The organism is Streptomyces recifensis (genome assembly GCF_002154615.1).
Classification (GTDB): domain Bacteria; phylum Actinomycetota; class Actinomycetes; order Streptomycetales; family Streptomycetaceae; genus Streptomyces; species Streptomyces griseoluteus.
Genome location: NZ_MUNH01000227.1, coordinates 1 through 11,635 on the forward strand (window position 1 = coordinate 1; position 11,635 = coordinate 11,635).

The 11,635-nt window shown below is 71.4% G+C and carries 13 protein-coding genes; 9 read left to right on the forward strand and 4 right to left on the reverse strand.

Going from position 1 to position 11,635, the window contains the following annotated elements; genetic code table 11:
* Window positions 1–52: 52 nt before the first annotated feature.
* From CCN33_RS13715 to groL, 3 genes are all read left to right on the forward strand, one after another.
* Window positions 53–409: a hypothetical protein gene (locus CCN33_RS13715; protein ID WP_086693914.1), complete on the forward strand. Its 357-nt coding sequence runs from the start codon at window positions 53–55 to the stop codon at window positions 407–409.
* A gap of 211 nt (window positions 410–620) precedes the next feature.
* Entirely contained in the window at window positions 621–929 is a 309-nt protein-coding gene (gene groES / locus CCN33_RS13720) for a co-chaperone GroES (RefSeq protein ID WP_018543953.1), read from the forward strand.
* A 117-nt stretch (window positions 930–1,046) separates the two neighbouring features.
* Complete coding sequence (gene groL, locus CCN33_RS13725) at window positions 1,047–2,675, forward strand: chaperonin GroEL (protein ID WP_086693915.1); 1,629 nt, start codon at window positions 1,047–1,049, stop codon at window positions 2,673–2,675.
* Window positions 2,676–2,789: 114 nt separating this feature from the next.
* On the opposite strand, the gene CCN33_RS13730 is transcribed toward groL, so the two are convergent.
* Genes CCN33_RS13730 through CCN33_RS13740 form a run of 3 tightly spaced genes read right to left on the reverse strand, consistent with a single transcriptional unit; the run spans window position 2,790 to window position 4,948 of the window.
* On the reverse strand, window positions 2,790–3,443 hold the full coding sequence (locus CCN33_RS13730) for a hypothetical protein (protein ID WP_086693916.1): 654 nt from the start codon (window positions 3,441–3,443) through the stop codon (window positions 2,790–2,792).
* A 10-nt stretch (window positions 3,444–3,453) separates the two neighbouring features.
* A complete protein-coding gene (locus tag CCN33_RS13735) occupies window positions 3,454–4,227 on the reverse strand; it encodes an SDR family NAD(P)-dependent oxidoreductase (protein WP_086693917.1) in 774 nt (257 codons plus the stop codon).
* 52 nt (window positions 4,228–4,279) lie between these two features.
* On the reverse strand, window positions 4,280–4,948 hold the full coding sequence (locus tag CCN33_RS13740) for an MOSC domain-containing protein (RefSeq protein ID WP_086693918.1): 669 nt from the start codon (window positions 4,946–4,948) through the stop codon (window positions 4,280–4,282).
* A gap of 80 nt (window positions 4,949–5,028) precedes the next feature.
* Here CCN33_RS13740 and CCN33_RS13745 point away from each other — a divergent pair, with 80 nt between their 5' ends.
* Window positions 5,029–5,928, forward strand: coding sequence for a LysR family transcriptional regulator (locus CCN33_RS13745; RefSeq protein WP_086693919.1), 900 nt, complete (start codon window positions 5,029–5,031; stop codon window positions 5,926–5,928).
* 151 nt (window positions 5,929–6,079) lie between these two features.
* Window positions 6,080–6,286 (forward strand): hypothetical protein, encoded by a 207-nt coding sequence (locus tag CCN33_RS13750; RefSeq protein WP_086693920.1) that lies wholly within the window; start codon window positions 6,080–6,082, stop codon window positions 6,284–6,286.
* Window positions 6,287–6,529: 243 nt separating this feature from the next.
* Here the strand turns inward: CCN33_RS13750 and CCN33_RS13755 are convergent, their stop codons facing one another.
* A complete protein-coding gene (locus CCN33_RS13755; protein ID WP_031180829.1) occupies window positions 6,530–6,853 on the reverse strand; it encodes a WhiB family transcriptional regulator in 324 nt (107 codons plus the stop codon).
* A gap of 381 nt (window positions 6,854–7,234) precedes the next feature.
* Here CCN33_RS13755 and CCN33_RS13760 point away from each other — a divergent pair, with 381 nt between their 5' ends.
* From CCN33_RS13760 to CCN33_RS13775, 4 genes are all read left to right on the forward strand, one after another.
* Window positions 7,235–7,846 (forward strand): response regulator transcription factor, encoded by a 612-nt coding sequence (locus CCN33_RS13760; protein WP_003948568.1) that lies wholly within the window; start codon window positions 7,235–7,237, stop codon window positions 7,844–7,846.
* Window positions 7,847–8,552: 706 nt separating this feature from the next.
* Complete coding sequence (locus tag CCN33_RS13765; RefSeq protein ID WP_086693921.1) at window positions 8,553–9,140, forward strand: sigma-70 family RNA polymerase sigma factor; 588 nt, start codon at window positions 8,553–8,555, stop codon at window positions 9,138–9,140.
* A gap of 132 nt (window positions 9,141–9,272) precedes the next feature.
* Complete coding sequence (gene guaB / locus CCN33_RS13770; protein WP_086693922.1) at window positions 9,273–10,781, forward strand: IMP dehydrogenase; 1,509 nt, start codon at window positions 9,273–9,275, stop codon at window positions 10,779–10,781.
* Between the two features lie 137 nt (window positions 10,782–10,918).
* Window positions 10,919–11,635: GuaB3 family IMP dehydrogenase-related protein (locus CCN33_RS13775; RefSeq protein ID WP_086693923.1), on the forward strand; the 717-nt coding region annotated here is incomplete at its 3' end.

The window sequence follows — 11,635 nt, forward strand, 5'->3', positions numbered from 1 at the left end:
CCCCACGGCCCGGCCCCTCCCGGCGCGAAGCGGGACGCGTGCGGTTGGCCACGTGGCCACGGCCGACCGGGTCGTCTTCCTGACCTACGGCGAGGCGGCCGTACGGGACCGGAGGCTGGCCGCCCTGGTCGGTGAACTCCGGCTGCCGGTCGCCGTCTTCCCCCGCGCCCACGCCGTCGTCCGCTGGCGCGTCGAGACCACTCGCCACGGCCTCGTCTACACGGGCGCTCCCGGACACCTGACCGCAGGCGACATCATCCGTGTGACCCCGGACCGCCGGGGCGACCTGGCCGAGCGCACGGTGCGCGTGCTGAAGGAGGCGCAGAGAAGGAGCCTGACGCCGGGAAAGCTGGACGACTACCTCCAGGGCGCCGTGGGGGTGCGCGTCCCGCCGGCGCGGTGGAGGTAGCTCCGACAGCCGACGTGCGCCGACGCGCCGCACGGCAATTGGCACTCCGCTTGACCGAGTGCTAACCGCGGTCATAGTCTCGGCACTGGCACTCGGCACACGAGAGTGCCAACAAAGCGACGGGCAGGTCCGGCACCCGCGACGACGGATCCACCTGGTCGCCACCTCAGACAGTCAACCCCGTGAATTCTCAGAAGGGGGAGGTCGGATCGTGACGACCGCCAGCTCCAAGGTTGCCATCAAGCCGCTCGAGGACCGCATCGTGGTCCAGCCGCTGGACGCCGAGCAGACCACGGCCTCTGGCCTGGTCATCCCGGACACCGCGAAGGAGAAGCCCCAGGAGGGCGCCGTCCTCGCCGTCGGTCCGGGCCGCTTCGAGAACGGCGAGCGCCTGCCGCTCGACGTCAAGGTCGGCGACATCGTGCTGTACAGCAAGTACGGCGGCACCGAGGTGAAGTACAACGGCGACGAGTACCTCGTCCTCTCGGCCCGCGACGTTCTCGCGATCATCGAGAAGTAGTTCACCCCGAAGCATCTGCTTCACCACTGCGCCCCTGGTTCCCGCGACCGTTAAGAAGCCGGGCGGCCGGGGGCGCAGGCACATCCACCCAGATTTTCCGAGAGGGCTCCCGCTGTCATGGCGAAGACACTGAAGTTCGACGAGGACGCCCGTCGCGCCCTTGAGCGCGGCGTCAACAAGCTGGCCGACACGGTGAAGGTGACGATCGGCCCCCGCGGCCGCAACGTCGTCATCGACAAGAAGTTCGGCGCGCCGACCATCACCAACGACGGTGTCACCATCGCCCGTGAGGTCGAGATCGAGGACCCGTTCGAGAACCTCGGCGCCCAGCTCGTGAAGGAGGTGGCGACCAAGACCAACGACATCGCGGGTGACGGCACCACCACCGCCACCGTGCTCGCCCAGGCCCTGGTCCGCGAGGGCCTGAAGAACGTCGCCGCCGGCGCGTCCCCCGCCGCCCTGAAGAAGGGCATCGACGCCGCCGTCAAGGCCGTCTCCGAGGACCTGCTCGCCTCCGCGCGCCCGATCGACGAGAAGTCCGACATCGCCGCCGTCGCCGCGCTGTCCGCCCAGGACCAGCAGGTCGGCGAGCTGATCGCCGAGGCCATGGACAAGGTCGGCAAGGACGGTGTCATCACCGTCGAGGAGTCCAACACCTTCGGTCTGGAGCTGGACTTCACCGAGGGCATGGCCTTCGACAAGGGCTACCTGTCCCCGTACTTCGTCACCGACCAGGAGCGTATGGAGGCCGTCCTCGACGACCCGTACATCCTGATCAACCAGGGCAAGATCTCCTCGATCACCGAGCTGCTCCCGCTGCTCGAGAAGATCATCCAGACCAACGCCTCGAAGCCGCTGCTGATCATCGCCGAGGACGTCGAGGGCGAAGCCCTGTCGACCCTGGTGGTCAACAAGATCCGCGGCACCTTCAACGCCGTCGCGGTGAAGGCCCCCGGCTTCGGTGACCGCCGCAAGGCGATGCTGCAGGACATGGCCGTCCTCACCGGCGCCACCGTCATCTCCGAGGAGGTCGGCCTCAAGCTCGACCAGGCCGGTCTCGACGTGCTGGGCACCGCCCGCCGCGTGACCGTCACCAAGGACGACACCACGATCGTCGACGGCGGCGGCAACTCCGCCGACGTGCAGGGCCGCATCGCGCAGATCAAGGCCGAGATCGAGAACACCGACTCCGACTGGGACCGCGAGAAGCTCCAGGAGCGCCTCGCCAAGCTGGCCGGCGGCGTGTGCGTGATCAAGGTCGGCGCCGCCACCGAGGTGGAGCTGAAGGAGAAGAAGCACCGTCTGGAGGACGCCATCTCCGCGACCCGCGCCGCGGTCGAGGAGGGCATCGTCTCCGGTGGTGGCTCCGCGCTGGTCCACTCCGCGAAGGTCCTCGAGGACGGTCTCGGCAAGACCGGCGACGAGGCCACCGGCGTGAGCGTCGTCCGCAACGCGGTCGTCGAGCCGCTGCGCTGGATCGGCGAGAACGCCGGCCAGGAGGGCTACGTCATCGTCTCCAAGGTCAAGGACATGGAGAAGGGCCAGGGCTACAACGCGGCCACCGGCGAGTACGGCGACCTGGTCAAGGCCGGCGTCATCGACCCGGTCAAGGTCACCCGCTCCGCCCTGGAGAACGCCGCCTCCATCGCCTCCCTCCTCCTCACGACCGAGACCCTGGTCGTCGAGAAGAAGGAAGAGGAAGAGGCCGCCGCGGGCCACGGCCACGGCCACGGTCACTCGCACTGACCCGACGTCACCTCACCGAGGCCCGGCGTTCCCACGGGAACGCCGGGCCTCGGCGTTGCCGGACCCTTCTTCGAGCGCGGTCCTCCCGGGCTGATCCGCGCCGGCACGTCCCGGTCAGCCCAGTGCGCGGGTGAACAGGCGCCGGCCGGTGGGGTCGGTGACGATGAGATTCCAGGCCGTACCGTCACCGTCGTCGCCGTCCCACCACGTGACGAAGGCGTCGGCCAGTCCTCGCACGTCGGCCTGCGCGCTCTTGGCGGTGCAGGTACAGGCGAGCTCGACGTCGTAGTCACGTGTGCCGAGGTGGACGAGGACCACTCGGCGGGCGTGCCGTGCCGACTGCCGTTCGCCATGGGCCGCGGCCCACGAGCGGAAACGCCCCAGCAGGGCCGGATCCGGTGCGCGGCGTGTCACGGGCCCCGTCGGCGGATGCCGGTCCGCTCCGCTGCCGGCTCCCTGCATGCAGCCCAGCACCCAGGCCCCGCGGTCCTTGTCCACGACATCACCCGGCCGGGCGGTCAAGGACCGGCGCACGCAGCCTCCCCACACCACCTCACGCACCGCGGCCCCCTTGCCACCGTCTTCGAAGATCCGCTTCCCCTCGCGCCATCCCGCTTCGTACGCCGCCGTGTAGGCGTGTCCGGTGGCGGGCGGCACGGAGGGCTCCGGCCGCGCGGTGCCGCCGTCGCCGCCGCAAGAAGTGATCAGGCCGAGGCACGCGGCCGCGGCGACGAGTCCGGCCGACCCTGCCCGTGCGGGTGCGCGCATGTCCCCTCGTTCAGCGCGGCCCGTACTTGCGCCCCGTGCGCGCGCTGATTCCGCCCAGGAGGCCGCGCGGGGCCACCTTCGCCAGGCCCATGAGGGCCTTGTAGCGGGGGTCGGGAATGGAGACGGTCTTGTTGCGGGCGAGGTCGTTGAGCGCCTCGGCCACCAGCTTGTCGGCGTCGAGCCACATCCAGCCGGGGATGTTGTCCGTGCCCATGCCGGCCCGCTCGTGGAACTCGGTGCGGACGAAGCCGGGGCAGAGGGCCATCAGCCGGACCCCGCTGCCCGCGAGGTCCTTCGCCGCGCCCTGGGTGAACTGCACGACCCACGCCTTCGAGGCGCCGTACGTACCGCGCGGGACGAAGGCCGCCACCGAGGCGACGTTCACCACCCCGCCGCGCCCGCGCTCCCGCATCGCCTCCGCGGCCGCCGAGGTCAGCCGGAGCACCGCCTCGCAGTGGACCTTGAGCATGCGCAGCTCGTCGGCCATGGAGACGTCGAGATAGCGGCCCTTGTTGCCGAACCCGGCGTTGTTGACCAGCAGGTCGATCGGGTGCCGCCGGTCGCCGAGCCGCTCGGCCACCGTCTCGATGCCCTTGTCCTCGGCGAGGTCGGCGGTCAGCACCTCCGCCTCGATGCCGTGCCGGTCGTGCAACTCGGTCGCCTGCTCGCGAAGCCGCGCCGTGTCGCGCGCCACCAGCACCAGGTCGTGCCCGTCCGCCGCCAGCCGCCGTGCGAACGCGGCGCCGATGCCCGCGGTCGATCCCGTAATCAGAGCCGTTGTCATGGCCCAAGACTAGTGACCCGCGCCGACGGCCCCGGCCCGTGGTGACGGCCGCTCAGCGTGCCTGGTCCGCCAGGTACTTGCGGACCTGGGCGAGGGCCTCGCCGTGCAGCGCGTCGCCCGCCGCGAGCAGCGAGGGCAGCAGTTCCCGCTCGGTGGTCACCGCGCGGAACTGCGTCGCCGCCGTCACCCCGTGGTCCGGCCGGTGCACGATCTCCACCGCGTCCCCCGCCCGTATCTCACCCGGCTCGATCACCCGCAGGTAGGCCCCCGTGACGGCCTTCCGGGTGAACCTCTTCACCCAGCCCGGCTCGGCCATATGGCCCTGGAACGTACGGCACGGAATCCGCCCCGAGGTCACCTCCAGCACCACCCCGGACCCGATCCGCCAGCGCTCCCCGATCAGCGCCCCGGAGACGTCGAGGCCCTCGGTGGTCAGGTTCTCCCCGAAGAATCCGTTGGACAGGGACCGGCCCAGCTCGCGCTCCCAGTCGTCCAGGTCCTCGCGCGCGAAGGCGTACACGGCCTGGTCGTCCCCGCCGTGATGGCGCAGCTCGCACACCGCGTCCCCGGCCAGCCCGCTGCCACCGATCCCCTTCGGCCCCGGCGCCGCCACGCGCACCGGACCCTCGACGGGCCGCTTGTCGATGCCCGTCACCCCCTCGGCCTGATCGGTGTACGGCACGGCGCGGGGTCGCCCCAGGTTGACGGAGAGAAGCTTCATGCGCGCACGGTACGTGACCGCTGCCCAAAGCGTCGACGCGATATCAGGACCCGCTCCCAAGCACCGCTTATGCTCGAAGGGTGATCGAGGCCCGTCATCTCCGCGTCCTGCGCGCCGTCGCCGCCAGTGGTTCCTTCTCGGCGGCGGGGCGCGAGCTGGGCTGCACCCAGCCCGCCGTCAGCCAGCAGATGAAGGCCCTGGAAGCTTCCGTCGGCACCCCGCTGCTGGTCCGGGGCGGCCGGGAGATGCGGCTGACCCAGGCGGGAGAAGCCCTGGTCAGGCACGCCTCCGGCATCCTCGCCGGACTCACCGCCGCCGAGGAGGAGGTCGCCGCCATCGCCGGCCTGCGCGCGGGCCGGGTCCGGCTGGTCTCCTTCCCCAGCGGCACCTCCACCCTGGTCCCCACCGCCCTCGCCGCCCTGCGCGCCGCCCACCCCGGCACCCGTGTCTCCCTGGAGGAGGCCGAGCCGCCGAGGTCGGTCGAGCTGCTGCGCGAGGGCGACTGCGACGTGGCCCTCGCCTTCCGCTACCAGGGCGCTCCCGCCACCGAGGAGTGGGACGACCTGGTGATACGACGGCTGCTGACGGACCGTCTGGTCGCCCTGGTCCCGGAGCGGCACCGGCTCGCCGGCGCCGAGGCCGTCGCCATCGGGGAGCTGGCCGAGGAGCCCTGGATCGCGGGCTGCCCGCGCTGCCGGGGGCAGCTCGTGCAGGTCTGCGAGGGCGCCGGGTTCACCCCTCGCATCGACTTCGCCACCGACGACTACCCGGCCGTGGTCGGCCTGGTCGGGGCCGGCCTGGGCGTCGCCGTACTGCCCCAGCTCGCGGTGGAGTCGGTACGGCCCAGGGGAGTGCGCGTGGTCCGGCTGGAGCCCGCGGTACGACGGGAGATCGTCGCCCTCACCCTGCCCGACCTGGCCCAGGTCCCGGCCGTGGCCGCGACCCTGGAACAGCTGGCCAGGGCGGCTGCGCGGCCCTAGGCCCGTCCTGCCGACCAGGCCGTTCCGCGTTGTCCGGCCTCGCCTCGCGGGCCTCATGGGGAGCGCCCATGCTGGGACAAGAGGGCGCCGTCGTATCGAGATCCGTCCTTCCCGAAGGCCGAACGAGGGCGCCTGAGAGGAGGAGGAAGTCATGCGTGTGCGCAGAATCCTGGCCCTCGTCCTGGCCACGGCGGCCCTTGCCGGCGCGAGCGCCGTCGGCGCTGTCAGCGCCGGTGCGGCCTCGTCTCCGAACATCTCCAGAGACGACTGCGTGGCCGCCGGCGGACAGATCGTCTCGCGCCCCTACGCCGGCGAAGCCTGCGCGCTGCCCGGCGGGACCACACCGGCGATCACCTGACCGCGCCGGCGCGCGCCGGCGTTCGGAAACTCCCCCCGCCGGGGCCTTTCGGGCCGACCCGGAGGGAGCGGGCCCGAAGCGGCGGCCCGGCCGCCCGGCCGTTACCGGCCGCGCGCGGCAGCGCCCCGCGGCGTGGCTGCGGGGCGCGAGCGGCGGCGGTCACGGCGCCGGTGGGGCCGAGTACGGCCAGGCACGGCCAAGGGGCACGCGGGTGCGTGCCCTGATGGATGCAGAAACGTTCCTTCAGGCGTGGGAGCCGGGGCTCCCGCTGGTGGTGGACACCAGGCGGTTGCGCGCCCGGCCCATCAGCTCTTCGCGCTCGTCCTCGGTCAGCCCGCCCCACACGCCGTACGGCTCGCGCACAGCCAGCGCGTGGGCCGCGCACTGCGCTCGGACCGGGCACCGCATGCAGACCTCCTTGGCCGAGTTCTCACGTGCACTCCGCGCCGCACCGCGCTCGCCCTCCGGGTGGAAGAAGAGCGAGCTGTCCACCCCTCGGCAGGCTGCCAGCAACTGCCAGTCCCACAGGTCCGCGTTCGGTCCGGGAAGGCGGGAGAAATCTGCCATTACGTGACCCCTTGTAGCCGTTCTGAGCGGATACCGTGCCTTCGACCGTACATCTCCGGTCTAAGGAGATGAAAATATGACTCATTGCGAATCTAGCCTCAGACACTGAGAAACGGGACCAAAAGCGACTAAATGGGGCACAAGTTGTGCGGAAAACCCGTGGGTCCGTCGCGCGTGACGGACCCGTGTCGGACCCCTCACGTAGAGTGCCGAAGTCAGTACGCCGACCCGTAACTCTTTCGGGTGACCGTCGTTGAGAGTGCGGAGGCGGTTGAAAACACAAGTGCTCGGGCAGGCGTCCGAGACGGTCGACCGCACAGGTGACGATTCCGTACCAGCCTGGAGGCTCAAGGTGACGCGCATCAGCTCCGGAGGGCGGTCATGACTTCCGTCCTCGTCTGCGACGACTCCCCGCTTGCCCGAGAGGCGCTTCGCCGCGCGGTTGCGACCGTGCCCGGCGTCGAGCGCGTGACGACGGCTGCCAACGGCGAGGAAGTCCTCCGCCGCTGGGGCGCCGACCGCTCCGACCTCATTCTCATGGACGTACGCATGCCCGGACTGGGCGGCGTCGAGACCGTGCGCCGTCTGCTGTCCGCCGATCCGGGCGCGCGCATCATCATGCTGACCGTCGCCGAGGACCTCGACGGCGTCGCCCTCGCGGTCGCCGCGGGTGCGCGGGGATACCTGCACAAGGACGCCTCCCGCGCCGAGCTGCGCGCGACGGTGACGCAGGCTCTCGCCGACCCGACCTGGCGGCTGGCCCCGCGCCGGCTGCGCTCGGCCGAGATGGGGGCGGCGCCCACGCTCACCGCGCGGGAGATCCAGGTGCTGGAGGGCATGAGTCACGGCCGCTCCAACGCGGAGATCGGCCGCGAGCTGTTCCTCTCCGAGGACACCGTCAAGACCCACGCCCGGCGCCTGTTCAAGAAGCTCGGCGCCTCGGACCGCGCCCACGCGGTGGCACTCGGCTTCCGCTGGGGACTGGTCCGGTAACGCATGCGCGGCCGCTGCGCTCGGCCTTGGCCTCGGGGTTCTCGGCGGGCGTCGGAGGGTGTGGGTGTGCGCGGGAGGCCGGCCCCGGTGACGGTGCCTGCCGCCGGCGGGCGCCGGGTGGAGCCGGTCTCGCCCGGTGCGGCGGGGCCTTGTCGGTCCGGCTCGCCGGGAGTGCCGGCAGTCGGTTCGGCGTCGGCCGGTGCCGGGGGCGCGCTCGTGGTGGGCGGCCGGGTGGCCGCCGGGCCCGGGCCGGGCCCGGCCTTCGGCGGTGCGTCGCGCGGAGGCGGCCGGGCCGGCTCGGGTGCCTTGCGCCCAAGTCGCCGGGCGGGGCCGGGCGCCCGCGGTGCTCTTCGTCCGCGCGGCCCGGTGGAGCCGCCGTCGGCCGACGCCGGTACCCATCCGTCGGGGCCGAGCCGCCGCACCGGTGACGCTGCTGTTCACCGGCACCCCCGTACCCACCCCGCCGGCGGCGGGCGTGGCGGAATCAGACCCGTTGGCACCCCGCGAGGGACCGCGTGCTGCTTGTTTCCGTGGGGATGCCGCATCCTTGAGGTGTGGAGTCTCTCGGGGACGAGTCGAGCGAGCGGAAAACGAGCGGAAGGGGAGGGCGCAGGAGATGAGTGCCGGCGCACCTGCTCATAACGCTTCGGTGCACAACCACGAACGCGATGCCACGGACCGGTCGGCCGCAAGGCACCATGGACCGATGCGCGACGACGAGGCGGGCACGGCCCCCGGGCCGATCGGCCCCCTGGTGCACCGTGCCGTCGACGGGGACGAGCAGGCCACGCACGACCTGCTCGCACACGTCCACCCCCTCGCGCTGCGCTACTGCCGCACCCGCCTGTCCCGGCTGCCCGGCGACGCCCGCCACTTCGTGGAGGACCTCGCGCAGGAGGTCTGCGTGGCGGTGCTGCTCGCCCTGCCGCGCTACCGCGACACCGGCCGTCCCTTCGAGGCGTTCGTCTTCGCCATCGCCTCCCACAAGGTGGCCGACCTCCAGCGCGCCGCGATGCGCCACCCCGGCTCCACCGTCGTCCCCTCGGACGAGATGCCGGAGCGGCCCGACGACTCCCTGGGCCCCGAGGAGCGCGCCCTGCTCAGCTCCGACGCCGCCTGGGCCAAGAAGCTGCTGGCCAACCTCCCCGAGAACCAGCGCGAACTGCTTCTGCTCCGGATCGCCGTGGGCTTGACCGCGGAGGAGACAGGGCAGATGTTGGGAATGTCACCAGGAGCGGTCCGCGTGGCCCAGCATCGGGCGCTGAGCCGCCTGCGCGCCCTGGCCGAGCAGTAGCCCACGAGGCCACGCACCGAAATTCGTACGAACATACGAAGCCTGAAGCGCCCCCGTAGCGTGGAATTTGCTCACGACGCTTCCCGTTAGCATGGACATCCGCACCGATCAAGGCCATTTGGGGAAGGTGTCATGACTGCCAACGTCGACGGAGTGCCCGGTAAATTCCAGACACTCGGGCTGACCTACGACGACGTGCTGCTGCTGCCGGGCGCGTCCGACATGGCGCCCGACGACATCGACACCGCCTCGTACGTCTCCCGGAACGTGCGGGTCAACATCCCGCTGCTGTCCGCGGCCATGGACAAGGTGACCGAGTCCCGCATGGCGATCGCCATGGCCCGTCAGGGCGGCGTGGGCGTGCTGCACCGCAACCTGTCCATCGAGGACCAGGCCAACCAGGTCGACCTGGTGAAGCGGTCCGAGTCGGGCATGGTCACCGACCCGATCACCATCCACCCGGAGGCCACGCTCGGCGAGGCCGACGCGCTGTGCGCCCGGTTCCGGATCAGCGGTGTGCCGGTGACGGACAACGACAAGAAGCTGCTCGGCATCGTCACCAACCGCGACATGGCCTTCGAGACGGACCGCACCCGGCGTGTCCACGAGGTCATGACGCCGATGCCGCTGGTCACCGGCAAGGTCGGCATCTCCGGCCCGGAGGCCATGGAGCTGCTGCGCAAGCACAAGATCGAGAAGCTGCCGCTGGTCGACGACCGCGGGGTGCTCAAGGGCCTGATCACGGTCAAGGACTTCGTCAAGGCCGAGCAGTACCCCCACGCGGCCAAGGACTCCGAGGGCCGCCTGCTGGTCGGCGCGGCGGTCGGTGTGGCCGGTGACTCCTTCGAGCGCGCGCAGGCACTGATCGAGGCTGGCGCCGACTTCATCGTCGTCGACACCGCGCACGGTCACTCCCGGCTGGTCGGCGACATGATCGCGAAGATCAAGTCCAACTCCTCCGGCGTCGACGTCATCGGCGGCAACATCGCCACCCGCGACGGTGCCAAGGCGCTGGTGGACGCGGGCGCGGACGGCATCAAGGTCGGCGTCGGCCCCGGCTCGATCTGCACCACGCGTGTGGTCGCGGGCGTCGGTGTCCCGCAGGTCACCGCGATCTACGAGGCCGCGCTCGCCGCCAAGGAGGCCGGGGTCCCGGTCATCGGCGACGGTGGCCTGCAGTACTCCGGCGACATCGCCAAGGCCCTGGTCGCGGGCGCCGACACGGTGATGCTGGGCTCGCTGCTCGCGGGCTGTGAGGAGTCGCCGGGCGAGCTGCTGTTCATCAACGGCAAGCAGTTCAAGTCGTACCGGGGCATGGGCTCGCTGGGCGCGATGCAGACGCGCGGCGACCGCAAGTCGTTCTCCAAGGACCGGTACTTCCAGGAGGGCGTCGCCTCCGACGAGGCGCTGATCCCCGAGGGCATCGAGGGCCAGGTGCCCTACCGCGGCCCGCTGTCCTCCGTGGTGCACCAGCTCGTCGGCGGTCTGCGCCAGTCGATGTTCTACGTCGGCGGCCGTACCGTCCCGGAGCTGCAGGACAACGGCCGGTTCGTCCGGATCACCTCGGCGGGTCTCAAGGAGAGCCACCCGCACGACATCCAGATGACGGTCGAGGCGCCGAACTACAGCAGCAAGAAGTGACGCACGCGCACGCGTGCCGGTCGTGACGAGGGCGGTCCCGGAGCATCCGGGACCGCCCTCCGCTTCTCCGGGGACGGCCATCGACGGCCCGGTCGGGGATACTGGAAGACGCTGTAAGCATCAGGGAAAGGCATGACGTGACTGAGATCGAGATCGGGCGCGGCAAGCGCGGCCGCCGGGCGTACGCCTTCGACGACATCGCTGTCGTCCCCAGCCGCCGTACGCGGGACCCGAAGGAGGTCTCGATCGCCTGGCAGATCGACGCCTACCGCTTCGAGCTGCCGTTCCTGGCCGCTCCCATGGACTCGGTCGTCTCCCCGGCCACCGCGATCCGCATCGGTGAGATGGGCGGCCTCGGCGTCCTCAACCTCGAGGGTCTGTGGACCCGGCACGAGGACCCGCAGCCGCTGCTGGACGAGATCGCGGAGCTGCCGGCCGAGGCGGCCACCCGCCGCCTCCAGGAGATCTACGCGGCTCCGGTCAAGGAGGAGCTGATCGGGCAGCGCATCAAGGAGGTGCGGGACGCCGGTGTGGTCACGGCCGCCGCGCTCTCCCCGCAGCGCACCGCCGAGTTCTCCAAGGCGGTCGTCGACGCGGGCGTGGACATCTTCGTCATCCGCGGCACCACGGTGTCGGCGGAGCACGTGTCCTCCTCGCACGAGCCGCTGAACCTGAAGCAGTTCATCTACGAGCTGGACGTGCCGGTGATCGTCGGCGGCTGTGCCACGTACACCGCCGCCCTGCACCTGATGCGCACCGGCGCGGCGGGTGTGCTGGTCGGCTTCGGCGGCGGTGCCGCGCACACCACGCGCAACGTGCTGGGCATCCAGGTCCCGATGGCGACCGCGGTCGCC

Bases quoted from the DNA above. Each gene is read 5' to 3' on its own strand.
- groL (WP_086693915.1), top strand. From the start codon at position 1,047: ATGGCGAAGACACTGAAGTTCGACGAGGACGCCCGTCGCGCCCTTGAG.
- CCN33_RS13730 (WP_086693916.1), bottom strand. From the start codon at position 3,443: ATGCGCGCACCCGCACGGGCAGGGTCGGCCGGACTCGTCGCCGCGGCC.
- CCN33_RS13735 (WP_086693917.1), bottom strand. From the start codon at position 4,227: ATGACAACGGCTCTGATTACGGGATCGACCGCGGGCATCGGCGCCGCG.
- CCN33_RS13740 (WP_086693918.1), bottom strand. From the start codon at position 4,948: ATGAAGCTTCTCTCCGTCAACCTGGGGCGACCCCGCGCCGTGCCGTAC.
- CCN33_RS13750 (WP_086693920.1), top strand. From the start codon at position 6,080: ATGCGTGTGCGCAGAATCCTGGCCCTCGTCCTGGCCACGGCGGCCCTT.
- CCN33_RS13755 (WP_031180829.1), bottom strand. From the start codon at position 6,853: ATGGCAGATTTCTCCCGCCTTCCCGGACCGAACGCGGACCTGTGGGAC.
- CCN33_RS13760 (WP_003948568.1), top strand. From the start codon at position 7,235: ATGACTTCCGTCCTCGTCTGCGACGACTCCCCGCTTGCCCGAGAGGCG.
- CCN33_RS13765 (WP_086693921.1), top strand. From the start codon at position 8,553: ATGCGCGACGACGAGGCGGGCACGGCCCCCGGGCCGATCGGCCCCCTG.
- guaB (WP_086693922.1), top strand. From the start codon at position 9,273: ATGACTGCCAACGTCGACGGAGTGCCCGGTAAATTCCAGACACTCGGG.